Annotated in this window: 20 protein-coding genes and 2 tRNA genes; 5 read left to right on the plus strand and 17 right to left on the minus strand. The window is 71.6% G+C overall.

Annotated elements, in window-relative coordinates; genetic code table 11:
- Positions 1–920: glycosyltransferase (locus tag PLJ28_RS11705; RefSeq protein ID WP_324590166.1), on the minus strand; the 920-nt coding region annotated here is incomplete at its 3' end.
- A gap of 328 nt (positions 921–1,248) precedes the next feature.
- On the opposite strand from PLJ28_RS11705, the gene PLJ28_RS11710 reads away from it, so the two are divergent.
- On the plus strand, positions 1,249–2,391 hold the full coding sequence (locus PLJ28_RS11710) for an S-layer homology domain-containing protein (protein ID WP_183524214.1): 1,143 nt from the start codon (positions 1,249–1,251) through the stop codon (positions 2,389–2,391).
- Positions 2,392–2,393: 2 nt separating this feature from the next.
- Here PLJ28_RS11710 and PLJ28_RS11715 read toward each other — a convergent pair.
- The 8 genes from PLJ28_RS11715 to PLJ28_RS11750 form a co-directional block, all read right to left on the minus strand.
- Positions 2,394–2,467: transfer RNA gene (locus tag PLJ28_RS11715), tRNA-Ile, on the minus strand.
- A gap of 81 nt (positions 2,468–2,548) precedes the next feature.
- The gene (locus tag PLJ28_RS11720; protein ID WP_183524211.1) at positions 2,549–3,988 is read right to left on the minus strand and encodes a lipase maturation factor family protein; all 1,440 of its coding nucleotides are present in this window, start codon (positions 3,986–3,988) and stop codon (positions 2,549–2,551) included.
- Positions 3,989–4,058: 70 nt separating this feature from the next.
- On the minus strand, positions 4,059–5,258 hold the full coding sequence (locus PLJ28_RS11725) for a glycosyltransferase (protein WP_183524208.1): 1,200 nt from the start codon (positions 5,256–5,258) through the stop codon (positions 4,059–4,061).
- Positions 5,255–6,154: a DMT family transporter gene (locus PLJ28_RS11730; RefSeq protein ID WP_183524205.1), complete on the minus strand. Its 900-nt coding sequence runs from the start codon at positions 6,152–6,154 to the stop codon at positions 5,255–5,257. Before PLJ28_RS11730 ends, PLJ28_RS11725 begins: the two co-directional genes overlap by 4 nt.
- Positions 6,151–6,795: a CDP-alcohol phosphatidyltransferase family protein gene (locus tag PLJ28_RS11735; RefSeq protein WP_183524201.1), complete on the minus strand. Its 645-nt coding sequence runs from the start codon at positions 6,793–6,795 to the stop codon at positions 6,151–6,153. The genes PLJ28_RS11730 and PLJ28_RS11735 overlap by 4 nt, the downstream gene beginning before the upstream one ends.
- 31 nt (positions 6,796–6,826) lie before the next feature.
- Positions 6,827–7,747 (minus strand): phage holin family protein, encoded by a 921-nt coding sequence (locus PLJ28_RS11740; protein WP_183524198.1) that lies wholly within the window; start codon positions 7,745–7,747, stop codon positions 6,827–6,829.
- Between the two features lie 279 nt (positions 7,748–8,026).
- Entirely contained in the window at positions 8,027–8,542 is a 516-nt protein-coding gene (locus PLJ28_RS11745; RefSeq protein ID WP_183524195.1) for a ferritin, read from the minus strand.
- A 53-nt stretch (positions 8,543–8,595) separates the two neighbouring features.
- Complete coding sequence (locus PLJ28_RS11750; RefSeq protein WP_502876474.1) at positions 8,596–10,110, minus strand: MFS transporter; 1,515 nt, start codon at positions 10,108–10,110, stop codon at positions 8,596–8,598.
- Positions 10,111–10,230: 120 nt separating this feature from the next.
- On the opposite strand from PLJ28_RS11750, the gene PLJ28_RS11755 reads away from it, so the two are divergent.
- A tRNA-Asn gene (locus PLJ28_RS11755) sits at positions 10,231–10,303 on the plus strand.
- A gap of 61 nt (positions 10,304–10,364) precedes the next feature.
- Here the strand turns inward: PLJ28_RS11755 and PLJ28_RS11760 are convergent.
- Genes PLJ28_RS11760 through PLJ28_RS11770 form a run of 3 tightly spaced genes read right to left on the minus strand, consistent with a single transcriptional unit; the run spans position 10,365 to position 16,151 of the window.
- A complete protein-coding gene (locus PLJ28_RS11760; RefSeq protein WP_183524192.1) occupies positions 10,365–10,760 on the minus strand; it encodes a hypothetical protein in 396 nt (131 codons plus the stop codon).
- Between the two features lie 13 nt (positions 10,761–10,773).
- The gene (locus tag PLJ28_RS11765; protein ID WP_183524189.1) at positions 10,774–11,946 is read right to left on the minus strand and encodes a patatin-like phospholipase family protein; all 1,173 of its coding nucleotides are present in this window, start codon (positions 11,944–11,946) and stop codon (positions 10,774–10,776) included.
- Positions 11,943–16,151 carry an nSTAND1 domain-containing NTPase gene (locus tag PLJ28_RS11770; RefSeq protein ID WP_183524186.1) on the minus strand — a complete coding sequence of 1,403 codons (4,209 nt, stop codon included), beginning with the start codon at positions 16,149–16,151 and terminating at the stop codon, positions 11,943–11,945. The genes PLJ28_RS11765 and PLJ28_RS11770 overlap by 4 nt, the downstream gene beginning before the upstream one ends.
- A 326-nt stretch (positions 16,152–16,477) precedes the next feature.
- Here PLJ28_RS11770 and PLJ28_RS11775 point away from each other — a divergent pair, with 326 nt between their 5' ends.
- Positions 16,478–16,951 carry a hypothetical protein gene (locus PLJ28_RS11775; RefSeq protein WP_183524183.1) on the plus strand — a complete coding sequence of 158 codons (474 nt, stop codon included), beginning with the start codon at positions 16,478–16,480 and terminating at the stop codon, positions 16,949–16,951.
- Positions 16,952–17,088: 137 nt separating this feature from the next.
- Positions 17,089–17,457 carry a hypothetical protein gene (locus PLJ28_RS11780; RefSeq protein WP_183524180.1) on the plus strand — a complete coding sequence of 123 codons (369 nt, stop codon included), beginning with the start codon at positions 17,089–17,091 and terminating at the stop codon, positions 17,455–17,457.
- Positions 17,458–17,473: 16 nt separating this feature from the next.
- Here PLJ28_RS11780 and PLJ28_RS11785 read toward each other — a convergent pair whose 3' ends face one another.
- From PLJ28_RS11785 to PLJ28_RS11805, 5 genes are all read right to left on the minus strand, one after another.
- On the minus strand, positions 17,474–19,147 hold the full coding sequence (locus tag PLJ28_RS11785) for a serine/threonine-protein kinase (protein WP_183524178.1): 1,674 nt from the start codon (positions 19,145–19,147) through the stop codon (positions 17,474–17,476).
- A 3-nt stretch (positions 19,148–19,150) separates the two neighbouring features.
- Positions 19,151–20,650, minus strand: coding sequence for a zinc ribbon domain-containing protein (locus PLJ28_RS11790; RefSeq protein WP_298043864.1), 1,500 nt, complete (start codon positions 20,648–20,650; stop codon positions 19,151–19,153).
- Between the two features lie 194 nt (positions 20,651–20,844).
- Positions 20,845–21,531, minus strand: a complete 687-nt coding sequence (locus PLJ28_RS11795; RefSeq protein WP_183524172.1) for a response regulator transcription factor — start codon at positions 21,529–21,531, stop codon at positions 20,845–20,847.
- A complete protein-coding gene (locus PLJ28_RS11800) occupies positions 21,528–22,700 on the minus strand; it encodes a sensor histidine kinase (protein ID WP_298043862.1) in 1,173 nt (390 codons plus the stop codon). The genes PLJ28_RS11795 and PLJ28_RS11800 overlap by 4 nt, the downstream gene beginning before the upstream one ends.
- A gap of 157 nt (positions 22,701–22,857) precedes the next feature.
- Complete coding sequence (locus PLJ28_RS11805; RefSeq protein ID WP_324590164.1) at positions 22,858–23,985, minus strand: LuxE/PaaK family acyltransferase; 1,128 nt, start codon at positions 23,983–23,985, stop codon at positions 22,858–22,860.
- A 672-nt stretch (positions 23,986–24,657) separates the two neighbouring features.
- On the opposite strand from PLJ28_RS11805, the gene PLJ28_RS11810 reads away from it, so the two are divergent.
- On the plus strand, positions 24,658–25,243 hold a 586-nt coding region (locus tag PLJ28_RS11810; protein ID WP_324590165.1), incomplete at its 3' end, for a heparan-alpha-glucosaminide N-acetyltransferase domain-containing protein.

Raw genomic sequence — 25,243 nt, forward strand, 5'->3', positions numbered from 1 at the left:
AGGGGCACGAACCGCGCGGCGCCGCCGTCGGGCCCGCCGATCTCCCGGAAGATCTCGAGGTCGGAGACCACCACGGGAGTGCCCTGGGCCATCGCCTCGGCCACGGGGAGACCGTAGCCCTCGGAGCGGGACAGGGTGACCAGGGCCGTGGCCGAGCGCAGCAGGCGCACGTACTCCTCGTCCGTGGTCCCCCGGTGGAAGACCAGGGCCTCGGCGGGTACCCGCGCATCCGCCGCGACCTGGCGCAGTTCCGCCTCTCGGGCCGCCGAGATCCTGGACAGCAGGTGCAGACGGTACCCGGGCAGGCCGGCGAGGCCGCGGATGAGCGTCTCGACGTTCTTGTAGTCCATGAACGAGCCCATGTAGACCAGGGACCGCTCGGGCCTCGCCTCCGGATCGCGGGGGGCGGGCACGGCCTGCGGGGCGTTGCCGATGATCCGGATCTCACGGCTGGTGAGCCGGTGCCGCCGCATCAGCCGGCGGCTCGTGTGGGAGACCGTGGCGACGGCATCGGCCCGGTCGAGCACCAGCCGCTGGGGCCAGTACGCCAGGTGGAAGGCGCGCCACAGCAATCGGACCGGGGCCGGCAGGTCGGCCGGCGGAGTGCGGTGCCGGTAGTAGATGAGGTCGTGCAGGGTGAGGATCAGCCCGTACTCCCGGCCGGCCGAGCCCATCGTCTGCATCGGGGAGAACACCACGTCGGGCCGGTGCCGGTTCAGCTGACGCGCGATGAACGGCTCGGCCGGGGACGTCGGGTCCGCGGCCCGCACCCAGGGGACGCCCCCGGGGAGCAGGGCGAGCTGGGCCTCGTCCGAGATGACCATGGTGACCTCGGCGAGCGGGGCGCAGGCCTCGATCAGGCTCGCGCCGTAGCGGGAGATGCCGTCATGGAAGTCGGTGCGGGTGTACCGCGCGTCCATGAACAGGCGCAGCGGACGGTTCCGGCCGGCCTCGTCCGCCGGAACACCCGAGGGCACGTCCACGGGATCGGGAACATCGGCGGTCGCGGGGTCTGGCACGGGCTCCACGCTACCGCCAGAAAGGATGCCCGGCGCCTCATCACGGTCCCATAACTCGCAGGTGACGAACAGATAACACTCAGTTACAGTAGGTCACGGTCAGGCAGACATTCGCCGGATCACTTGGAGTTATCCATCGCCCCGCACCGGGCACCACGCGCGCTTCCCTGGACTCATCGTCCTCGCGGTGGACAAGAAAACATCGCTCGCATCCAGCTAGGGGACACCTGTGCCTACATCCCACAGCCGGTCCGGTCAGCACCGGTCCGCACGCACCCGCCTGACCGCGGCCGTCGCCGCCGTGGCGACCGCGGCCGTCGTCGCCACCGCGTCCCTGGCCGGATCCGTGGCCACGGCCGACCCGGCCTCGGCCGGCCAGTCCTGCGGGCGCGCCGACTTCGCGGACGCCCCGCGCGGGTCCGGGTTCTACCAGGCCATCTCGTGGATGGCCTGCGAGAAGATCTCGGTGGGCTACGCGGACAACACCTTCCGCAAGAACAAGGCCGTCACCCGCGGGGAGGTCGCGGCCTTCCTGTACCGACAGGTCACGCCGTCGCACCCCAAGTCCACCGCGCGCTACTTCACCGACGTGAACCCCGGCGGGGCCAACTACCAGGCCATCACCTGGTTCGCCCAGGATGGGATCTCCGTCGGCTACCAGGACCGTACCTTCCGGCCGAACCAGCCGGTGACGCGCGGTGAACTGGCCGCCTTCCTGCACCGGCTGGCCGACGAGCCGGCCGCCGGCGGGGCATCGTTCCGTGACATGCGCCCGGGCGCGGCGTTCTCCGTCGCCTCTGCCTGGCTCCGGACGCGGGGCATCACCTCGGGCTACGGCGACGGCACCTTCCGGCCCGGCAATGACATCACCCGCGCCGAGACCGCGTCGTTCCTGTACGAGGCAGCCGGCGCCCTCAAGGGCCGCGGCAACGTGGTGACGCCCGCCCTGCGGCCCCTGGACGAGACCCGGGCCTCGTCCACGGTGGCGACCTGGAAGGCCAAGGCCGTGAACTGGGCCACGACCAAGGCGAAGAGCACCAAGACCTACTACCAGTACGGCGGCAACGGGCCGTACGCGTTCGACTGCTCCGGGTTCACCACCGGTGCCTTCTCGGCCGGGGGGGCGTCCCTGCCACGGAGCTCGAAGTCGCAGTACACCGCCGCGGACTCGAAGGTCCCGCTCTCCCGCGCCAAGCCCGGAGACCTCGTGTACTGGTCCAACAACGGCTCGAGTTCCGGCGTCTACCACGTGGCGATCGTCGTGGAGGGCGGCAAGATCGCCCACGCCCGCAACCCCACCTCGGGCGTGACGCTCACGGACCTGGACTACAGCCCGGCCAACATGCTCCCGCAGGCCGGCCGCTTCGACTGAGGTAGGGCGTGCGGGACTTGAACCCGCGACCCAGGGATTATGAGTCCCCTGCTCTGACCAACTGAGCTAACGCCCCGCGGACCGGGGATGCCGGTCGCACAGGGACCCATCCTAGCGGCGCTCCGGCCCCGGGGCGCTCCGGCTCACCGGTCACTGCTCACCCACGGGCGGCGACGGGCCCGATCACGGTCCGGCCCCCCTCGCGCACCCAGTAGGAGCCGTCTGCGCGGCGTTCGGCGCGCGTGGCGAAGCGATACCGGAACGTCCGCACGCGGATGAGGGAGGGCCGGCGGCCGGCGAAGGGGTCGTGCCGCAGCAGCCGCAGCGTGGCGGCGTCGGCGGCCAGCAGCCGCGCCAGCAGGGTGAGGAACCAGCGCTGGTGGATCCCGGACAGCGGCAGGAACCACATCATCCAGTCCAGGCGCAGGTGGTACGGGGCGAACTGCCGCGGACGGCGCCTCAGGTCCCCGGGCTTGCCCTTGAACTCGTAGGCCAGCCAACGGTCCTCGGGGGGCGGTGCGTCCTCGGTGCCCTCCTCCGTTCCCTCGATGACCACCTCGACCCTGGTCCTCGTCACCGTGCCGAACGCCCCGTAGGCATTGCCGATCTGCCAGCGGTTGAAGGACGCGTTCATTAGCTGCCGGGACGAGAACAGGTTCCGCAGCGCCGGGACGGAGGCCACGGCGATCCCCACACACGCTGCCAGCACGATCACGGTCCAGTACGGCGGCGGGTCCGCCACCGTGCCCAGGTCCTCCGGCAGCGCGGGGATCACGGCATGGATCGCCCGGTCACCCAGGGCACCGCAGGCCAGGATGATCGTCGCCCAGTTCAGCCACGCATAGTTCCCCGTGGCCACGAGCCACAACTGGGTGAAGACGATCACGGCGGCGCCGATGGAGGCGACCGGTTGCGGCAGGAACATCAGGAACGGCATCGCCAGCTGGGTCCCGTGGTTGCCGATGACCTCGCAGCGGTGCCACCAGCGTGGCTTCAGGTGGGCCTGGCGGCTGAGCGGGTTGGGCATCGGCTGGGTCTGGTGGTGGTAGTCCATCGCGGTGAGGTCCCGCCACTCGGCCCCGCCGCGCAGCTTGATCATCCCGGCACCGAATTCCAGCCGGAACACCAGCCAGGCGACCAGCAGGATCACCGGCAGCAGCGGAGCCGTCCGGTCGGAGCCGAGCAACCCGGCCATCACCCCGGCCTCGAGCAGGAGCATCTCCCAGCCGAAGCCGTAGAACACCTGCCCGATGTTCACGATCGACATGTACAGCCCGTACAGCACGAGGAACCCTGCCAGCGGCACCCAGGGCGGTCCGGACTGCGGGATCCCGGCCACGAGCCCGGCGGCCAGCACCATGCCCACCACGGCGACCCCCACCAGGCGGCGGTCCGTGTAGCCCCAGCGGCGGAAGACCGTGGGGCCACGCTGCCGGCCGGCGGCCAGGACCGCCGTGGCGGGCAGCAGGCCGTGCTCGCCCAGCAGGGCCCGGAACTGGTTGAGGGTGGACCAGAACGCGATGAGGTACAGGACCGCCACCCCGCGCTGGACGATCTGGCGGGCCCATTCCGAGTCGGTCGCGAGCCACCACTCCACGGTGTGATCCTAGGCTCCGGCGGCGGCTGCCGGCACCTGCTGGTGAGCGCCCCTGCGTCCGGGCCGGCCGTCAGAGCAGGGCGCGGACCTCTTCGGGGGTGGCCCCCCGGTAGAGCATCTCGAACAGGTCGATGGTCTTGTCCTGCGAGTGCCGCACCGCACGGTCGTGGGAGGCCCGCCCCATCCGGGCCAGCTCGTCGTCACAGGCGGTCAGCACGGCCGTCAGCTTCTCGGCCAGGTCCTGGGGGTCGCCGGGGGCGAAGAGGTATCCGTTGTCCCCGTCGGTGACCAGGTGGGGCAGCGCCAGGGCGTCCGCCAGCACCACCGGCTTGGAGGCGCTCATGGCCTCGAGGGAGACCAGCGACTGCAGTTCCGCGGTCCCCGGCTGGCAGAAGACGTCGGCGCGCAGGTAGGCGGTGTGCAGCTCGGCGTCGGAGACGTGGCCGAGGAAGTGCACCCGCTCCCCCAGCCCCAGCTCCTCCACCAGGGCCCGCAGCGGGCCGCGCTGCTCGCCGTCGCCGACCACCTCGAGGTGGGCGTCGAGCTGCGGGTCCAGCAGGCCGATGGCGCGGATCAGCACGTCCACGTTCTTCTCCACGGCCAGCCTGCCCACGAACAGCACCACCGGGTGGCCGGGACGCTCCACGGTCTCCCCCGGGGCGCGCTCATAGGCGGCGGAGTCGATGCCGTTGGAGATCGGCAGGACGTGGTCCAGGCCGGCATGCTCGGACATGGTCCTGGCGGCCAGCCCGGTGGGCGTGGTGACGGCGGCCGTCTTGCGCATCAGCCGGCCCATGTCCCGCCAGGAGTTCTTCGAGACGATGTCCCGGAACCACTGCGGGAACGGCAGGAAGGGCTCCAGGTTCTCCGGCATGAAGTGGTTGGTCGAGATGGTGCGGATCCGCCGCTTCTCGGCCTCGTTGATGGCGGCCTCGCCGATCATGTAGTGGCACTGCACGTGCACCACATCCGGACGGATCTCATCCAGCAGTGCCCCGATGGACCTCCGGGCGTGCCACGGGAAGACCAGGCGGTAGTACTCGTGCGTGGGGGCCTTGACGGACTGCAGGCGGTGCACGGTCGCCTCGTCGTTGACCTGGACGGTGTCCGGTCCGGCGTCGTTGCGGGCCGCCATCACGTGCACCTCGTGGCCACGGGCGTGCAGGGCCCTGGCCAGGCGGAAGCAGAACACGGAGGCTCCGTTCACGTCCGGCGGATAGGTGTCCGCTGCGATGAGGACCTTGAGCGGGCGCTCCGATGATGCCGTCACGTGGATGGGGCTCCTGTCTGCTCGCGTCGCTGGATCACGTCCGGATGGTGCCGGGCGAGGACAACGACTCCGAGCGTAGCAATGGCACCGGCGGCGGCCATGCACCAACCCACCCACCAGGGAAGACCGGGTTGCAGCTCGCCCAGCACGATGATGCCGGTCAGCACGCCGACCATGGGGTCGATGACGGTCAGCCCGGCCACCACCAGGTCCGGGGGTCCGTGCTGGTAGGCGCTCTGCACGAAGTAGACGCCGATCCCTCCGGCCGCGGCGATGACCCCGAGGTGGAACCACGGGATGCCCAGCAGCCCACCGGCGTCGCCGCGCAGGAAGTGGATGGAGCCGAGCCGGACGAACACCGCCACGAAGCCGAACAGCACGCCGGCGCCGATGATGTAGCCGAAGGCACTGGGACGGCGCAGCATCACCAGGGCGGCGACCGCGCACAGCACGGTGGCCGTGATGGCCACCACGGCGGCGATCCGCTCCTGGTCGACGGTGGGGGCCGGGTTCTCCTCGGTGGCGACGATCGCCACCAGCACGAACGCCGCCGAGCCGGTCACGCACGCGATGATCCCCCAGATCGTCTCCCGGTTGAGCCGGAGGTGCTGGATGCGGGCATGCAGCAGGGTGGTGATGACGACGGCGATCGCCCCGATCGGCTGTACCACGGTCAGCGGCGCGGTGGCCAGGGCATAGACGTTCAGGCCGATGCCCAGCAGCATCAGTGCGCCGCCGGCCAGCCAGGTGCCGGAGGTGAACAGCCTCAGCAGGCCCGAACGGGGGTGCAGTCCCAGGTAGGCCTGGTGCTTACGCACTCCCGCGGCCTGGCGCTCGCTGCCCAGGGCCAGGCAGAAGGCTCCCGCCAGGGCGGCCGCGATGGACAGCCACTTCACGCGCTCGCCCAACGGGTGCGGTCGCGGGGGTCCACCCCGGCCGCGCGGAGCCGGCGGAACTTGCGCACGCAGCCTCCGATGTAGTCGACGGCGGCGCAGACGTGGCCCACGCAGCCGAGGACGAGCACCACGGTGGCGATCACGGTCAGCGGCCCCTCGGCCAGGCCGGGGACCTGCGCCAGCAGCAGGAGGGGGGTGCCCACGAGCAGCAGCGCGGTACGGACCTTGCCCAGGACCGTGACCTCGAGTTCGGGGCTGCCCCGGAACAGGGCCAGCGCCGTGAGGCCGAGGACGACGTCCGGCAGGACCAGGGACACCACCAGCCACCAGGGGGCGATGCCGGTGGCCACCAGCGTGACCGCCACGACGGCCAGGGACAGCCGGTCGGCCACCGGGTCCAGCCACTGGCCGACCGTGGAGATCTGGTTGTAGCGCCGCGCGATGTACCCGTCCACCCAGTCCGTGCTGGAGAGCACCGCGAGCACGATGAATGCGGCCAGGTACTGTTCCGAGACCACCAGCCAGACGAAGACCGGGACCAGGCAGAACCGGAGGATGGTGATGACGTTGGGGACGGTCCAGATCCGGTCGGTGACCTCGTACTCGATGTCATCGCGGTGCCCCGCACCGATCAGACGCAACGTGGACCCCCGTGCGGTCGTGGTGAGCGGGTTACTTCTTGAGCTGGCGGGCGAAGACGGCGATGGCGGTGGACGCGGCGCCGAGCAGCGCCAGCGGCTGCCACTTCTCCCGCACGTACTCGCCCACGTTCTCGCCGGCGTCGTGGACGGTCTGTCCCGCGCGGGCACCGGTGTGGTGGGGTGCGGTCGGCGAGGTGGGGTCCTGGGCGTCCGGGCCGGCGGGGGCCGGACGGCCCCGGAACTGCGAGGTGAAGCTGGAGAACTGCGCCTTGACGTCGGTCTTCTCCTCGAGCCCGGACCGGATGTCCCCCAGGTGCTGGCGGCGCAACTGGGTGCGGCGGCGCAGCTCGGCGTAGGACGGGTCCTGGGCGGTGGCCTCCTTGGGGGCCTCGCCGCGCTTGCGGGCCGCCTTGGCCTCGGCCTCGGCAGCCTTGCGGCGCTCTTCCTCCCGGGCCTGGGCGATCCGCTTCTCCTCGGCCCGCTGCGCCTCGAGCCGGTCGAACTCGGCCGGGTCGAAGGCGTTGCCCTCCTTGAGGTATCCGAGGTCGTACTTGACGCCCTGGATGGTCTCGGCGGGGACCAGGGGCATCGCGGCCTTGATACGCAGCGCCCCGATCCCGAGGAAGACCAGCGCGACGACCAGGGCGCCGGCGGCGACCATGAGCGCGGAGAACCAGATCGGCCGGTCCTGGGCGAAGCCGCCGATCATGGCCACGATCAGGGCAACGGCCATGATGAACAGGAAGACGAGCCCGACGACGGCCAGCCCGGCACCGATCCCGGCCGTGACGCCCTTCTTGCCCAGCTGGCCCTTGACCATGGCCAGCTCGTCCTTCAGCTGCAGGGGCAGCAGGCGGAAGCCGGTGGAGACCAGTTCCGTCAGCGAGCTGGAACGGGTCTGGTCGGAGACGCGGGGGGACCCCTTGGGGAGCGTCGGTGCCTGATGGGCCATTGGAGCGTGCCTTCCCTCTGGTCTGCGGTGGGTCTGCGGTGGGTCTGCGGTGAGACTGCCGCCGTGCCTGACGAGCAATCCTGAAGTCCATCACACCCGGGCAGCCCGGGCAGGTCAAACCTACCACCGCGGCACGGAGCGAAAACCGTTCCGTGCACGTCAACGGCCAGTCACTTGACTTTTCAACTTTAGGGCGTAGGTTCGGGGCGAAGCCGGCGCCGCCCCATCCCCCTCAGGCGGCGCCGGCCCTTCTCGTGCCCGCCGGCGTCTCAGGCCGGCTCAGCTGTGGTGCTCGCCCCCGCCGGAGCGCGAGCCCAGCTCGGCATCCAGCCGGAGCAGCCCGGAGCCGTCGTCGCCGATCAGCCGGATCCGGCCGATGATCTCGCTGACCGTGGCCTCCTCCTCGATCTGCTCGTCGACGAACCAGTTGAGCAGGGGGCGCGCGTCGAGGTCCCCGGCGGCCTCCGTCTCGCGGTACAGGTCCCGGATCGCGTTGGACACGCGCTGCTCGTGGGCCAGGGAGGCCTCGAACATCTCCAGCGGGGACAGGCCCGGGTTCACGGCCGGGGCGTTGATGGCGCCGATCGAGGCGTGGTTGCCCCGGTCCACCACGTGGTCGATGAACTTGTGGGCGTGCACGATCTCCTCGTCGGCCTGGTGCCGCAGCCAGGACGCCATGCCGGTCAGGTCCTGCTCGTCGGCCTCGATGGCCAGCTGGCGGTAGACCAGGGAGGCCTCGAACTCGAGGGTGATCTGTTCGTTGAACTTCTTCTCAAGGTCTGCGGTGAGCTTCATATGCTCACAGTAGGACCCCCCTCAGGCCCGTGTCATCGCAGGCAAGCCTGTCCTCACAGCGGGTGATTGGACTCGTGGGCCCCGGCCGGCGTGCCCGGTCCGTGGTGGCGCAGCAACCGTCCGGTGACCAGGGCCGTGAGGGCGACGATGACCGCGACCACGACCAGGATGGTGAGGAAGGCGGCGTCGTAGGCGACCCCGGCGGCCGCGAGGATGCCGGGGTCCCCCTGCGCGGCGTCCACCGCGCCGATGAGGCTGTCCGCGGCGGCCGCGGGGGCGTCGTCGGGCAACCGGACGAACCGGGCGTACAGCCCGGTGGCGAGGCTGCCGAGCAGGGCGACGGCGAGCAGGTTGCCGAACTCGTAGGAGACCTCCTCCACCGAGGAGGCCATCCCGGCCTGCCGGGCGGGGACGTTGCCGATGATGGCGGTGGAGGCGACGGACATGGTCAGCCCCATCCCGACGCCGGTGACGACGAGCCCGGCCACGAACAGCCCGAGCGGCCCGACACCCCCGAGCCGGGCGATCACCAGGCCGAGCGCGGCCAGCCCCAGACCGCCCGCGACGAGGACCCGCAGGCCGAGGCGGTGCAGGGTGGCACCGCCGGCGAGCGAGGCCGGCAGGGAGCCCAGGGCCATCGTCGCCACCAGCAGGCCGGACTGCAGCGGGGTGAAGCCGGCCACGAGCTGGTAGCGCTGGGTGGTGACCAGCTGGACCCCGCCGATGACGAACATCGAGCACGCGGCCGCGATGACCCCGGCGCTGAAGGCCCGGTTACGGAACACCGCGAAGTCCAGCACCGGATGCTCGAGGCGCCGCTGGCGCCTAACGAAGAGCCAGCCGCCGACGAGACCGACCCCCACGGCCGCCGCGAACCGCGGCCAGGAGGGGTCCGGGCCGGTCGCCTCCTTGATGGCGAAGACCGTGCCGGTGAGGGTGAGCATCGCGTCCACGGAGGACGGCGCGTCCCACCGGGTGGAGCGGTCCGGCCGGGGACGCGGGGCCACCCACGGGGTGAGCACCAGGGCGACCAGCACCACGGGGACGTTGATGAGGAAGACCGACCCCCACCAGAACGCCTCCAGCAGCACCCCGCCGACGATGGGACCCATCGCCGCGGCGACGACGGAGATGGCACCCCACACCGCGACGGCGAGGTTGCGTTCGCGGACGTCGTCGAAGCCGATGCGGATCAGGGCCAGGGTGGCCGGCATCATGCAGGCCGCACCCACGGCCAGCAGGGCACGGGCGGCGATGAGCACGCCCACGGCCGGCGCGAAGGCCGCCACCACCGAGGCCGCGCCGAAGACGACGAGGCCGAGGAGGAACAGCCTGCGGTGGCCGTACCGGTCCCCCAGCGTGCCGGCGCCCAGCAGCAGCCCGCACATCACCAGCGGATAGGCGTTGAGGATCCACAGCGACTCCGATGCGCTCGCCCCGAGCTCCTCGGTCAGCGTCGGCAACGCCGTGTAGAGGATCGTGTTGTCCAGGGTGATCAGCATGACCCCGGCACTCACCGTGGCCAGCAGCAGCCAGCGCCGCAGCGGCGACAAGGGGGTGGTGTTCACGGGGGGACTCTAGCGAAGAGCAGCCTCCGGGAACGCCGATTTCGTTCTCGCGCGGAACTTGGGTACAGTGGATCCCGCTGTCCGGCTGTTCATCCCCCGGGGTGGACCGCAGGCCAACGGTCCCCCGTAGCTCAATTGGCAGAGCATTCGACTGTTAATCGAAGGGTTACTGGTTCGAGTCCAGTCGGGGGAGCTTCACCGGAGAGGCCCTCGTCCCGCAGTGCGGGACGAGGGCCTCTCGCGTGCGCCGGCCCCTAGTCCTCGTCGTCGGGTTCGTAGAGGGACTCGAGCGTCTCCGGGTTCATCGCGTAGGCGTCGGTGCCGTCCGCGTTGTTGGACACCACATAGTCCCCCCGCCCGAAGTGCGTCCAGCCCTCCTTGGTCTCGACGCTGCCCTCCTCCTCGGCGCGCTCGACCCACACGGGCGTGATCTTGCGGTACTGGCCGTGACCGACCCTGCGGTAGGTGGCCGCGAAGACGTCCGCGTCCACGGTGCGGATGTCCCCGTCGTCGTCCACGAGCCAGTCACCGGCCTTGCAGTACTGCTCGGCCCCCCACTTGCGGTACCGGAAACCGGGCATGTCCAGGCGCAGGGGGACGGCGACGACGGTCCGCTCCGGCCGTGGCCGGTACCGCTTGCGCTCGGTCATGGCACGCCCCCGCTCAGGGGTCCGGGACCAGGTCGAAGACCGGCCTGAAATGGCCGGGGTCGACGTCGCGCTGCCCGGCCAGCAGGCCGAGCCGGTGCAGCAGGGGCATGTTCCCGGGCGCGTCCAACCGGCCCAGGGACTCGATCCTGCCCGTCGCGGCCGCCGAGTCGTCCAGGGCCAGGACGCCGTCCGGGCGCAGGTCGACGTCGTAGCGCAGGTAGCTCAGGAGGGGACCGCCCGGGACGGTGTCGCCGCGCAGGTCACCGAGCTCCTGGTCGATCACTGCCGCGGTGGGACTGTCGGACATCCACTGGAGCAGTGCCCGCTGCTGCGCCGCGCAGTCCTGCATGACGGAGGACAGCGCCTGGAGCGCATGGTTGACGGCGAGCCTCGACCTCTTCCTCGTGGGATCCCTGGAACCGGTCCCGACCGAGACGAGCAGCAGCCTGTCGCCGCCCGTGGGCCAGCCCACGCGGTATCCCTCCAGGGTGCAGTACACGAAGGCCAGCAGGGACGGGTCGTTGTAGGGACTGGCGCCCCCGTCGACGAAGGTGCCCACCACGGGCCTGCTGCCTGCCGCGCTCGAGATCGTGATGGTCTCCGGCTCGAAGTAGGACGGGGCGGCCGTCGAGGCGCGCACCACCTGCCACAGCAGGTAGTCGGCGTTCCGGGCGCTTCCCTCGGACTCCGTGCTGAAGTACTTGCCCCGGGGGTTGTTGCCCAGGGGCCAGACGCTGCCGGTGTCCAGGCGCTTCGTGACCACCAGCAGGCCGGTCAGCAGCCTCGGGCTGCCCAACGTCGTGTCCGCGCCCAGCAGCTCCTTGAGCTCGGAGTTCAGGATCCGCTTGTCATACCTCGCCCGGAGGAGGCCCTCCCGGAGCAGGCTCCTGTTGAACAGCCGTCTGCCCAGGGCCAGGTACCTCTCGCGCAATTGGGCCACGCTCCAGCCCTGGGCCAGGGCGGCCGCGATGATCGCGCCGGTGGAGGTCCCGGCCATCAGGTCGAAGTAGTGGCACAGCCGGAACTCCGGGCCCGCACCGTGGCGTTCCCGGAGCAGGTCCTCGATCCGCTCCAGGATCCCCAGGCTCAGCACGCCCCTCAGCCCACCGCCGTCGAGGGTCAGGATGCGCTTCGGCCTGCCGTCGTTGCGGAAGTGGTCGTCCCGGCTCAGCTCCCGGACCGTCATCCCCCGGCCTCCTCCGACGCCTCGCCCGCCGGGTCCGGCACGGGCAGGTCCGGGCAGGTGGCGACATAGTCGACGTCCGGGGAGACCGACTCCAGCCACTGGTCCCGGCTCAGGTTCTGGGTCAGCTTCGAGCACAGCGCCCCGGGGGCGTCCGGCGGCACGGGCCAGGTGCGCACGGTGCGGTCCCAGCTCCCCGAGACCACCGTGGCGTTGTCCGGGGTGAACGCGAGACCGTCCACCACGTCCCAGTGGCCGATGAGCGGGTTGCCGATCGCCGCACCGGTCCCGGCATCCCACAGCCGCACCTGCCAGTCGTCCCCGCCGGAGGCCACCCGGCGGCTGTCCGGGCTGAAGGCCACGGACCGCACGGCGGCCTCGTGCCCGGCCAGCCCGGGGCCCTGCTGCCGACGGCTCCGGGCGTCCCACAGGCGCACCATCTTGTCCTCTCCCCCCGAGGCGATCAGGGCCCCGTCCGGGGAGAACGCCACGTCCAGGACCGCCTCCCCGTGCCCGGACAACGGCTCCGCCGCCGCCCGTCCCGTCTCGACCTCCCACAATCGCACCGTCCCGTCCGCACCGGCCGAGGCGGCCAGGGCCCCGTCCGGGGAGAACGCCACCGCGTTCACCGCGCCCTCGTGGCCGGCCAGCGCAGGCCCCCGTTGCCGACGCGCCGCCACGTCCCAGAGCCGCACCGTCTGGTCCGCCCCCGCCGTGGCGATCAGGGTCCCGTCCGGGGAGAACGCCACGTCCAGCACCGCCCCGTCGTGCCCCGCCAGCGCGGGGCCCAGCTGGCGGCGGGTGGCCACGTCCCACAACCGCACCGTCCGGTCCGCGCTGGCCGTGGCGATCAGGGTCCCGTCCGGGGAGAACGCGACCCCGTGCACGACGTCCTGGTGTCCGGCCAGTGATCCGCCCACGGGCTGTTCAGTGCCGGTGTCCCAGAGCCGGACGATCTTGTCCACGCCGGTGGAGGCGATCAGGGCCCCGTCGTCACTGACGTCCAGGTCGAGGACCCACAACCCGTGCAGCATCGGCACGGGCGCCCGCGCGTCCCACACGCGGACCGTCCCGTCCCCCATGCCGGACACGATCCGCTCACCGTCCGGGCTGAACGCCGCGCTGAACACCTCGTGTCCGTGCCCCGTCAGCGGATCACCGATCGACTGGCCCGCCGCCGGGTCCCAGAGCAGCAGGTTGTAGTCGGCGCTCGCCGAGACCAGTCGCTGGCCGTCGGGGCTGAAGGCCACGTCGGAGACCCAGTTCTTGTGCCCGGTCAGCGGTGCTCCCACCGGCCGGGCGGAATCCGCGTCCCACAACCGCACGGTCCGGTCGTGCCCCGCCGAGGCGATCCGTTCACCGGCCGGGTCGAAGGCCACCGCGTGCACGGCCCCGGCGTGCCCGGTCATCGGGGCGGCGACCGGCTGGCCGGTGGACGCGTTCCACAACCGCACGGCGCCATCGTCCCCACCGGTGGCGATCAGCCGGCCCGCCGGGCTGATCGCCACAGCGTTCACCGGACCCTGGCCGATCATCGGTTCACCGAGCGGTCGCGCGGAGCCCGCGTCCCACAACCGCACGGAACCGTCCGCGCCACCGGAGGCGAGGCGCCGCCCGTCCGGGCTGAACGCGACCGCCCGCACGGGCTGGCCATGGCCGGTCAGGGGGCCTCCCACCGGCTGGCCGGTCCCGGTGTCCCACAACCGGACCGTGCCGTCGTCGCCGGCCGAGGCGAGGCGCCGCCCATCTGGACTGAAGGCCACCGCCCGGACAACTCCCGCGTGTCCCAGCAGTGGTTCTCCGGCCGGCTGGCCAGTCCCGGCATCCCACAGCCGCACGGCTCCGCCGTCATCACCCGAGGCGACGAGGCGCCCGTCCGGGGCGTACGCCACGTCCCGCACCGGGGACCCCACGGGGATCATCTTGTACACGTCGTGCTGGACCACCACGGAGCTGGCCAGGGCCCGGTCCCCCTCGGTGGTCGGCATCAGGGCCCGCGACGCCAGCATCTGCTGCATGCCCAGCAGCTCACCCCCCGGCCTGGCACCGGCCAGCCGCGCCTGGCCCTCGGCCGCCAGCATGAGCGCCGTGGTCTCTCGCGCCCGGTCGGAGGCCTCGCGCATCGCGGCGACGGCCAGCACGAAACCGATGACGGCGGCCAGGGCGACGACGGCGGTCCCCGCCAGGACCGCCCTCAGGATGCGCGACCTGCGACGCAGGGTCGCGGCATGGGCCTCCGCCACCTCCTGCTTCTCCCGCGCCGCGTGGAGCTCGGCGGCCTTGTGGCGCTCCTCCTGCGCCATCCGCTGGTACTCCCGGGCCCGGGACGCGAACAGGAAGTCCATCGTGTGGGACAGACGATCCCGGAAGCCCGGTTTCGCCACCATGGACTCGGCCCGCTCGAGGCGTTCGCCCTCCAGCAGCCACGAGGGATTGCGCTGGTTCTGTTCCCAGGCGGCGGCGGCCCGCTCGAGGTTGTCCGCCTCCTTGAGGTCCCCCCGCTCCGCCTCCAGCCATCCGGCCAGCTCCCCCCATTGGCGCAGCAGGCTCTCCAGCGCCACCTCGACGAAGACCTCGCCGTCGCGTTCGTCCTGGACCAGCAACCGGGTGGCCACCAGGGCGTCGATCTCCGGGCGGGCGTCCGCGGGCAGGTCGGAGAGCCGTGCCACCCGCCGCACGGGCTGGTCGTTGTCCGGATTGATGGTGGCCAGCCAGGGGATGAAGGCCGACCGCAGTCGATGGAGCTGCGACTTCCGCACCACGGGGTCCCGCGCCAGCACCGCGTCGACCTGGGTCTGGACCACCCGGCCCATCCCACCCATCGCCTCGTATCCGTCCAGGGTGAGCTGACCGGTGTCCCCGTAGTCCTCGTACAGTCGGGCGAGGGTGAGGGAGAGCAGGGGCAGGCTGTCCGCACCGTGTGAGCTGTCGCTCTGCAGCCGTTCGACGAGGTCGGCCTGGACAACCAACGCCCGCCCGGCCGCGGTGGAGCGCGCCGCCGGCCCCAGGATGACCTCCCGGAAATGGGCGGGGGGCATGGGCCGCAGCTCATCGAAGACCACGCTCTTCAGGTCCGACAGCTGGGGAGCGTCCTGCAACGACCCGAAGAAGTCGGTGCGGATCGTGCAGGCCGCCACCATCCCGCGTGCGGCCCCGTCCCCGGGGCCCAGCAACTGGGCCAGCAGCGAGAGGAACCGCGGGGCCTGGGGACCGGCGTCCGCGCTGAACAGTTCCTCCGCCTGGTCCAGGGGCAGGACCACCGTGGGCAGGGGCGTCTGCTCCGACTCGTCGAGGAGGCGTTGGCCCGCGGTCTGCCGGGCCTCCGCGAGCAGTCCGGTCAGGAAGGCCGCGTCCGCGCGCAGACAGGCCTCCTTGATGTCACCCAGGGCGGGATGGTTCAGGCCCAGGCCGATGCGCAGGTGATGGATTGACCGGGCGAGGCCCCGGTCCCCGGTGAGAGCGTCCCGGCCGGGGCGCACGATGCCGGCCACCAGGAAGTGCCGGTCGTCGCGCCGGATCCGCGGCAGCAGTCCCGCGCGCAGGAAGGAGGACTTGCCCACCCCGGAGGGGCCCAGCACCACGAACAGCGACTCGATCCCGGAGGCCCGCATGCCCCGCAGCGCGTCCATGCCCCGGATGATCTGTGCGTCCCGGCCGAAGAACACGGCCGCGTCGGACTCGTCCAGCGGCTCCCACCCCCGGTAGCAGGCCCGCTCCGGATCGTCCGGCGGGGGCCAGGCGAACTGGTCCGCGCCGATGCCGGCCCGGCGCAACCCCCGGTAGAGCCGCCGGAGCCCGTCCGTCTGGAAGCACACGGACCGGCCCGCCTCGTCCACGGGGATCTCGGTGGCCGGGCCATCGCCGAACAGGTCGCAGTGCTGCCACTCCCCCGTGATCCCCGCCGTGTCCAGGGGTTCGAGCCGGGCGCACAGGATCAGCTTGCCCAGGGTCTCGGCCGTCCGGTACTCGGCCAGGCTCTCGCTCGAGTTCTGCCAGTGGGCGGAGAGCAGGCAGAGCACGACCTCACACCGCTCATTGGCCTGGCGCAGCGCCCGCTTCCACCGCTCGCCGGGGGCGATGCCCGTGTCGCGGTCGAGGTCCAGGAAGATCTCGTCGGCGAGCCCGGGGTCCTGCTCCACGAGCCAGCGTTTCAGGGCCACCGCCTCCGCGGAATTGCGGCTCGAGTGGCTCAGGAACACGCGGGACATCAGAGCGCTCCCGGGACGCGGTGTCCCGCGCGGCGAACGGCACGCGCCGTCGTCGTCCGGCAGAACCCCTGATGAGACGACGGCCCCCACCGGCCGCGGCCCGACCCCCAGTCCATGGCGTCCATGCTCCGCCCGTTTCCGCGGCGCGGCAAGGCGTGGGCGTCTGCGCCGTCACCCCGGGGAGGACCCCGGGTACACCGTCTGCGGTAGCCGGGAAATACCTTTTCGAGCCGACGCTTTCCCCGGCCGATCGGACCACCATTGATGACACAGGGCATCCAGGGTTCCGATCGGCGGAACGCCCCTTGAGGAAAAGGATCACCACCATGTCGCCTCTCAACCGAAAGATCGGTGCCACCCTCGCGGGCACGGCCTTCGCGGCATCCGCCCTCCTCGCCGGGGTTCCGGCCGCGACGGCGAGCACCGCCGGCGCGGACGGCTCTTCGGACGGCGAGTGGCATTACCGAGTGGTCTTCGACTACCTCGACTGCCACGACAACGAGGACCACAAGGGTTACGACGAGGTCTACATGAAGTTCGGTCACCACACCGTCTGGGGCCCCGAGGACATGGACGAGGGGGACCACTACGGGTTCGACGGCGCCTGGGCGGACGTCGACCACGATTTCAAGCTCAGCCTCTGGGACGAGGACCACGGACACCACGACGACGAGGACGACTACCTCGGACACGTCTGGATCGAGAAGCACGACTACGACGAGGGATGGCAGTACGCGACGTTCGACGACCACGGTGCGCACTACGAGCTCAAGTACAAGGTCGTGAGGTACTGGGACTAGGCAGGCAGCCAGACCGGCACGCCACCGGGTGCGGGGTCCACGCCACGGCCGGATCCCGCACCCCGCCGGATATCCGGCCACCGCACCCGCACCCGCACCCGCACCCGCACGAACTCAGCAGACCACGAGGGAAGACCATGACCATCGTCTCGACCACCAGTTCCCCGGCCACCGGCACCGCGGTGGTCACCACCGCCACCGGCCGCCGGGTCGAGGAGACGTTCACGAGCCGCGGTGCCTCGTACGGCACCCTGGCCGCGGTCGCCACCCGGTTGGCGGTGCTCGCCGTCGAGGACACCCTGAACGGCCCGAGTGAGGACCGCACCCTGGAGCGCATCAGCCTGGTGGAGCACCTGCTGCGGTACGCCAACGCGCAGGGGTCCACCCGGCCGGCCGCCGCCCTCCGGAAGGCGCTGAGCGGCATGCAGACCGCCCTGGACCGACCGGGCACCGCGGTGCTGTCCGTCCTGGAGGAATTGAGCCTGGCCACCTGCCAGACCCAGTGACCCCGGGGCCGGGCGGTCAGCCGGTCCGGCGCAGAGATGCGGTGACCTCGTCGAAGACCTCCGCACGCTCGTGGAAGAGCGGCGAGGGGGCGAAGAACACCAGCAACTGGGCGGGGTCCGCCTCGACGACCAGGACCCGGACCTGCAGGGTGGCGGTGGGCAATTGCACGGATCCCTCCATGACCTGCCCCGTCAGGTCCCCGACGGTGGCCTCCCCGCGGTGGACCAGATACGCCTCCCGGCCGGGCAGGAGGGCCTCCGCCGCATCGACCCGGGCGGCCGGGGACTGACCCTCCAGCCCGGTGGGACGGTGGTAGATGGCCAGGCCGACGACACCGGACGGGTCGTCGGCCGCGGTGCGGCCCACGGCCGCAGGCGCCTCCGGGTCATCGGCGAAGAAGGCGGTGAGGTCCGCCGGGGACAGCACGCTGACCGTGCTGTCCCCGGCCTGGTGGGTGCGGGCGGTCCAGCTCTCCGGGACATCGAGGGTGTAGGGCACTCCCTCCGCACGGAAGGGCACGTACTTCTCCCCCGGTGACCACCGGGCCAGCACCAGGCCGAGGCCAAGGAGCAGGAGGAGCACCGCGCCCAGCACGATCATCCGGCGGGTGCGTCCTCCCACCCGGGGCACCGCGCGGTGCCGGGAGCCTCCGTGCTGGTCCGGGCGGGGACCGGGCCCCGGACCGCCTCCGGTGTCCGCCGGCCGTCCGGGCTCGGCGCGGACGTCGTCATCGCCACCGTGCGCCGGTCCGTCACCGGCCGGCTCGGTGGTGGCGTCCGGTGGGGGTGGCGGGACGCGCCCGGCGTCGGTGGCCGGGGCCCCGGACATCAGGCCGACCAGCGCACCGCAGGAGGGGGGCCGGTCCGCCCGGTCCCTCGCCATGCCCCGGAGGATCGCGGACTCGACGACGGCCGGGACGTCGGGGCGTTCGCCGGCGAGCCGTGGTGGCTTCCCGGCCAGGTGGGCCCGGAGCCGTGCCTCCTCGTCCCCCTCCCCGTCCGCTTCGTCGAACGGCGGGCGACCGGTGAGCAGTGCGAACGCCACGCACGCCAACGCGTACACGTCCGCCCGGCCGTCGACGTCCCCACCGCGGATCTGCTCGGGTGCGAGGTAGTCCACGGTGCCGGGGACCTGGGCCGGGGTGGCGGCCCCGCTGGCGATCGCCATCGGCCTGCCCAGGCCGAAGCCGGCCAGGTAGACGTGGCGGTGGCCGTCCGCGCCGTCGGCGGGGAGGGGATCCTCGGACAGCAGGATGTTGCCGGGCCGGACGTCGCGGTGGATCACCCCGGCCTCATGGGCGGCGTCCAGGGCGGCGGCCGTCTCGGTCAGGATGCGCAGTGCCTCTGGCAGCGGGAGGGGGCCGCGCCGGTCGAGCTCGGACTGGAGGTCCGTCCCGCGGACGTGGTGCATGGCGGCGTACAGCAGCCCCGACCATTCCCCGGTCCCGTACACGGGCAGGATGTTCGGGTGGTCCATGGAGGCCACGAGCCGGGACTCGCGGTCGAACCGCCGGCTGAACTCGTGATCGGCCGAGAGTTCCGGGGCGAGGAGCCTGAGGGCCACCGGACGGTCGTGCTCGACGTCCAGGGCCCGGTAGACGACGCCCCTGCTGCCCCGGGCGATCAGTGACTGGACGCGGTACCCCGCGACCTCCGCCCCCGGTCCCAGGGAATTCCTCGGGCTGTCCACGGATCAGCCGACCGGGTGACCGCAACCGGTGCAGAATCGCGCTCCCGGGCCCACCGCCGCGCCACACTGGGCGCAGAACCGTCGACCGTCGAACCCGTCCGGGGCGGGGCCGGTCCGTGCGTCGACGGTAGCGTCGTCGCCGTGGTCCGGCGCCGCATCCGGCGGTGCCGGCGCATCGGCCGACCGGGAGTGCCGAGGGGCGGGGTCCGGGTGCGTGTCGCCCCGCCACCTCGCCGGGAGGACTGACGCCACGGACGCGGGGACGGAGCGCCAGCGGCCGGTCTCCGGAGGCCGGCTGTCGGCACCGGCGGTCGCGGGCGTCCGGCGTCGCCCCAGGACGAGGGCCGCGACGATGCCCGCCACGAGCAGGGCGCCGATCAGGATGGCCAGGAAGGCACCCCACCGCAGGCCTCCCGTCTCCTCCCCCGGCCCGGCGGCTGCCGCCGCGTCGGCGCTGTCGGTGGGCTCCGACGCCTGGGCCTGGTGGAGATGGCTCGTCGCCAGCGCGGAATCGTAGTACGTCAGGGACTCCTCGAGGGCACCCTGGGCCGATCTGCCGGGGTTGCCCGAGGCCAGATGATCGATCCCCCGGCGGAACACCACGTCGAACTTCGACGAGGACGGTTCCACACCGGCCTCGTCCATGGCCGCCCGGATCTGAGCGGCGGTCACGAGCGTCGCCGATCCGCCGTCCTGGGGCGGCCCGGCCAGTCCGATGACCTGCCCGGTCGAGGGGTCGACGACGGGTCCGCCGGACACGCCTGCGCCGAACGGCCCGGTCAGGTCCTCCGGGGAGCTGATCACGTCAGTGGCGGCGTCCAGCGTCACCGGGAGCTGCACCGGTCCGTGCTCCGGTCCAGGCCGGCGCGTGAAGCCGAGCAGGAGGTCGTCCGCACCGGGGGCCGCGTCCGCTGCCGCGACCGTGGCGGTGGGCGCACCCCCGCCGCCGCTGATCCGCAGCAGGGCCACGTCCCCGGGCCCGGACGGGGAGTTGAGCAGTTCGGCCATGACGCCACCGGGCTCCGTCGTGTAGGTGCGCACGTGGTACTGCGGTACCCGGAAGTGCACGCAGTGCGTGACCTGGTCGTAGCAGTGCTGCAGGTGCGGACCCCAGTACGGATCCGGGGTGGAACCCCGCTTGGCCGGGTCGCCGTCGTTGCCGACGATGGCGACGCCGATGACGTCGGCGAACAGCTCATTGGCGGCGTAGACGGCCACCTGGTCCGCGTCCACGCGGATGTTCTCCCACGTGGTGGCCACGACGCCGTCCGCGGACACCAGCACGCCCGTCCCGGCCCCCAGGGGCACGGTGGTCCGGCCGCGGGCGATCTCCACCTCACCGGAGGAGTGGTCGATGTGGACGATCTCGGCCACGGCACTGAGTTCGACGCGGACGAGGGCGGCCTTAGTCCCCTCCGTGCCGCTGTGGAGCTCGGCCGACGCGGACGGGGCGGGGCTTCCGGCCGCCGTCAGGCACACCAGGGCGACGATGCCGAGAAGCACCCGGACCAGTGGGACACGCGCCCGTCCCCCGGCGAAGCATTCAGCCGACGCTGGCACGGATCCATTGTTGACGAGCAAGCTTCTCACTGTTGCCCCGTCCCTGGGCCAAGAGGTTCCACGATGCCTGGGCAGAGGGTAGCAGTTCGCCCCGTGACCCGGAACACATGCCCGTCCGCGGGCCCGTCTCGGTGTGGTCACGGTCGTGGCGGCATCGGATCGTTGGGGCCCACCAGTCCCTCGCGGTAGGCCACGGCCACCGCTCCGGCCCGGTCGTGCACGCCGAGCTTCGTCAGGATCCGGTTCAGGTGGGTCTTGACGGTCGCCTCACTGAGGAACAGGTGCTCGGCCATCGCCCTGCTGCCCAGGCCGTGGGCGAGGAGGATGAGCACCTCCCGTTCGCGATGGGTGAGGCGGCCCATGAGGTCGCCGCGCGGCAGCAGCGACTCCGGCCGTCCCTTGAACTCCGCCAGCAGTCGCTTGGCGACCGCGGGGGCGAGCCAGGCGTCTCCGCGGGCGACGGCATGGACGGCCGCGACCAGCTCGTCCGGCGCCGCGTCCTTGAGGACGAAACCGGAGGCACCGGCGCGCAGGGCACCGTGCACGGCCTCGTCCACATGGAAGGTCGACAGCACCAGGACCCCCGGCTGCGGCGCACCGGCCTCCTGTTCGTCGAGGATCCGCCGCGTCGCCTCGACCCCGTCCATCACCGGCATGCGGACGTCCATCACGACGACGTCCGGTGCGGTCTGGCGGGCGCGCAGCACGGCCGCACGGCCATCGCCCACGACGTCCACGACCTCGATGTCGTCCTCGGCTCCGAGGATCATGGCGATACCGGTCCGGACCAGGGGTTCGTCGTCGGCGAGCAGGACGCGGATCATGGTGTCACCGCCGGCAGGGTGGCGCGGACCCGGTAACCGCCGCCGTCCACCGGCCCGGTGTGGATCTCCCCGCCCATGAGCTTGATCCGCTCGTGGAGTCCGGCCAGGCCATACCCGCTGGTCAGCTCCTGGGCCACGCTGCTGACGGTGCCGGAACCGTCGTCGGTCACCTCGACCGTGACGGTGTCATCCACGCGGGCCACGCTCACGCGGACGCGCGTGCCCGGCCCGGCATGGCGGACCACGTTGGTCAGGGCCTCCTGAACGACCCGGTACACGCTCAGTTCGACGCTGGAGTGGAGCCGCCCCTCCAGGCCCGAGGTCGAGAGATCGACGGTGACCCCGGCGGCCCTGGTCTGCTCGACGAGGGGATCGAGGTCCTCGAGGCCGGCGATCATCCCGGCCTCGAGCGCCTCCTCATCCGTGCTGCCCACGGTGCGGAGCACCTGGAGCAGGCGGCGCAGCTCGGCCATCGCCTGCTTGCCGACCTCCTCCACGGAGGCGAGCGCCGTCTCGGCCGAGACGGGGTCCTTGACCAGCAGCCGCCGGGCGCCGGAGGCCTGCAGGACCATCACGGTGACCGCGTGGGCCACGATGTCGTGCAGTTCCCGGGCGATCCGCAGCCTCTCGTCCGCGACGGCCTTCGCGGCCCTGGCCTCACTCGTCCTGACGAGCTCACGGGACCGGCGCCGGGACTCGGCGGCCCAGCGCCCCAGGAACCAGGCTGCGAGGTCGAAGACCACCAGGGCGACGCCGACGACCAGGACGGTCGTCCACGGGTTCCCCTCCCTCGTGGCCAGGGAGGCCTGGTAGGACAGGTTGACGGCATGGGTGCCCAGGATGGCCGCGAGGCACCAGCCGCTGTACCGGGCCGGGCGCAGCGCCGCGGCGGTGAAGACGGCCACCAGGAGACTGGCCAGGGGGCGTGACCCCACCGTCAGGGTCAGGGCGGCGGCGTAACCGCACAGGATCAGGCAGATCAGGACCGGTGCGCGCCGCCGGAGGAACAGGACGGGCACCATCGCGAGATTCAGCACGACCACCGTCACGGACGGTGGTCCGAGCGCGGACCATCCGGCGTAGGGCACCCCCGTGAACAGCAGCGTGTCCAGGGCCACCGCCCCGAGGGCGATCTTCACGTCCCGGCCGGAGACGATGGGCGAGATCATCGCGCATCACCCCCGGCCTGACGGACCGCGCTCCGGGCCCCGAGGGGGCCCCACGGCCGGCGCCCCGTGCCCATCATCGCCGGAACGGCTTACCGGTCTCGACTGAACTCATGATCTTCCGTCCCGACCGCCCTTCCAGGGACTGGCGGTGCTGCACTCATGCGGGTTGGGCCGAGGCGTACCGGCCCGAACCCATGTACCGCTCGATGCTCACGGCGCTGCGGTCGAGTTCACCCCCCTGCCTCCGGTGGCGGAAGGTGATGACCTGCCCGGTCCGGCCGCAGGCACAGGTGCCGGTCTCGACCTCCCCCACGTCGTCGGTGAGGAGGAAGCCCGGATAACTGGTGTTGACGGCGTCCAGGACGGCGATCATGCCGGTCTGCCCGGCGGCGACCTCCCTGGTGACGTCGTGGACGTCCCGGATGGACACAAAGCACCACGGTGGCACGTGCTTGCGATGCAGGTGGCACTCGACCGCGAGCAGGTCCGACTCGATCAGTCCGTACATGTCCCGGACGTTCTCCCGGCTGACGCCCAGCCGGTGATGGCATTCGTCCCGGAAGTCCTCGGCGGAGACGGCCTCACCCGGGTAGCGCTTCCAGCCACCCAGGGTGATGACCATGCTGTAGGGGTCCAGGAAGACGTTGATTCCCTCGAGCTCGAGGAAGCGCAGGAACCGACGCACGAGGAACGGGGGCCCGATGATGTCCCGGGTCATCAGGCCCTTCCACTTCCGCAGGTACTCCAGGGCGTCGGCGGGATCGAAGACGTTGTCACTGACGAGGTAGGCGTGGTCGTCGAGGATGCCGTTGAGGATGTTGAAGACCTTGGCCATGCCGTTCTCCGGGGCGTCGGCGGAGGACGGGCTCAGGAAGAGTCCCGCTCCCCCGGACAGGCCAAAGAATTCCCGGTACGTGCCGGTCAGCCCGATCAGTGCACGGGTCACCGTCTCGGCGTCGCGGCGCACGACCGAGGACACCCCGCTGGTCCCCGTGGACCGGGCCTCGGTCTCGACCTTGGACAGGGGGCAGGTGAGCAGGACGCGGGCATCGGCCCGCTTGAACAGGCTGACGGGCAACAGGGGCAGGCGCTGAAGGTCCTCGAGTTCGTGCAGCGCGGCGGGGTCCACCCCCACGGCGTCGCACTGGGCACGGTAGAAGCCGTTCCTGGCCGCGTGGTAGATGGCGGCGTCCCGCACGACGGTGGTGACCGACCGCGCCCAGTCGTCCGGGGTCTGGTGGTGCGCTGCCGACACGTCGCCGAGGATCTGCGACAAGGAGAACATGGTCCTATCTCCCCGTGGTCTCGACGGCCGCCACGGTGGCGGCGGCACGGGTGTACCGGACAGGCAACACACCCGCGTGATCGCCGGAGGCATGGGTGATCTGGTGGTTGGCTCGCATGAGACTGCCCCTCTGCAATTCGTTCTTCCCAGCAGTTCGGCTCACCGATGGGCTCGAACTGTCCCTATGTCAGTCAATGATGGTTGCGAGGACACCAGAAAGGATCCTCCCGCAGCGGTACTTTGGGAATACCTGCGATGCGGTAGACCTCGTACTGTTCATTGCGTACGCGGCGCGCAGGGGACCTCATAGAAAACGCACAGCATCGCCATGATTGCGACCGCCCCGCGCCCGGTGCTGGACTTGATCACCGGCCCGGTCATGTGGATCCAGGGGATGGTTCACAGCGACATACCGCGGCTGGCATCACTCAGAATGGCCGGCATCCCGGTCGGAGCACACCGACTGCGGTCGGAAGCATGGCCCGATCGTCGTGCCCCGGTCCATTCGGTATCCACCACACTCTGTAGCGCCGGGATACCGCCCGTGGCGGACGCTTCTGAGCCGACTCCCGCGCATTCTTGGAGGCACACGGTGTCCCGCTCCTGCAGGTCCAGCCGCAGCTGACGGGGCCACACCACCCATCCACCTCCTCAATCCGCAAGGTCGATCCCATGTCTCCACATCCGCTGGCCAGTGCACCCGCACCTCGTACTCCCCGTGAGGCGGTACCGCCGTCATCACGGCGTGCCCTGGGCGTCGACGTGGCCCGGGCGCTTGCCCTGATCGGCATGGTCTCCGTCCACGTCCTCCCGGAGGAGAACCGGGAGGGCGGCATGAGCCTGGCCTTCGGCATCGCCGGCGGGCGTGGCGCAGCCCTGTTCGCCCTGCTTGCCGGGGTCTCCATCGCGTTCGTGGAGAAGCGGTCCCGCGGGGACTTCTCGGGCCGCGCCCTGGCGGCCGACCGGGCGGCCCTGGTCGTCCGTGGACTGCTGATCCTGCTGGCCGGCCTGATGCTGGGGCACCTGGACACGCCGATCGCCACGATCATCCCCTACTTCGGTGTCCTGTTCCTGCTGGCCCTGCCGTTCTACGGCCGGTCATCGCGCGTGCTGCTCGTGGCCGCGGCCGTCTTCGTCGTCCTCGGGCCCATCCTGAGGCAACTGCTCAATCTCCACGGCCTCATCCCGGAACAGGCCGATCCGGACGCCGACTACACGCTGGTCACCGCAGCCCAGCAACCGCTGCCGTTCCTCTCGG

Origin of the sequence: Citricoccus sp. (assembly GCF_035445025.1) — a bacterium.
In the GTDB taxonomy this organism is placed as follows: Bacteria; Actinomycetota; Actinomycetes; order Actinomycetales; family Micrococcaceae; genus Citricoccus.

Bases quoted from the DNA above. Each gene is read 5' to 3' on its own strand.
- PLJ28_RS11740 (WP_183524198.1), bottom strand. From the start codon at position 7,747: ATGGCCCATCAGGCACCGACGCTCCCCAAGGGGTCCCCCCGCGTCTCC.
- PLJ28_RS11745 (WP_183524195.1), bottom strand. From the start codon at position 8,542: ATGAAGCTCACCGCAGACCTTGAGAAGAAGTTCAACGAACAGATCACC.
- PLJ28_RS11760 (WP_183524192.1), bottom strand. From the start codon at position 10,760: ATGACCGAGCGCAAGCGGTACCGGCCACGGCCGGAGCGGACCGTCGTC.
- PLJ28_RS11765 (WP_183524189.1), bottom strand. From the start codon at position 11,946: ATGACGGTCCGGGAGCTGAGCCGGGACGACCACTTCCGCAACGACGGC.
- PLJ28_RS11770 (WP_183524186.1), bottom strand. From the start codon at position 16,151: ATGTCCCGCGTGTTCCTGAGCCACTCGAGCCGCAATTCCGCGGAGGCG.
- PLJ28_RS11775 (WP_183524183.1), top strand. From the start codon at position 16,478: ATGTCGCCTCTCAACCGAAAGATCGGTGCCACCCTCGCGGGCACGGCC.
- PLJ28_RS11780 (WP_183524180.1), top strand. From the start codon at position 17,089: ATGACCATCGTCTCGACCACCAGTTCCCCGGCCACCGGCACCGCGGTG.
- PLJ28_RS11795 (WP_183524172.1), bottom strand. From the start codon at position 21,531: ATGATCCGCGTCCTGCTCGCCGACGACGAACCCCTGGTCCGGACCGGT.
- PLJ28_RS11800 (WP_298043862.1), bottom strand. From the start codon at position 22,700: ATGATCTCGCCCATCGTCTCCGGCCGGGACGTGAAGATCGCCCTCGGG.
- PLJ28_RS11805 (WP_324590164.1), bottom strand. From the start codon at position 23,985: ATGTTCTCCTTGTCGCAGATCCTCGGCGACGTGTCGGCAGCGCACCAC.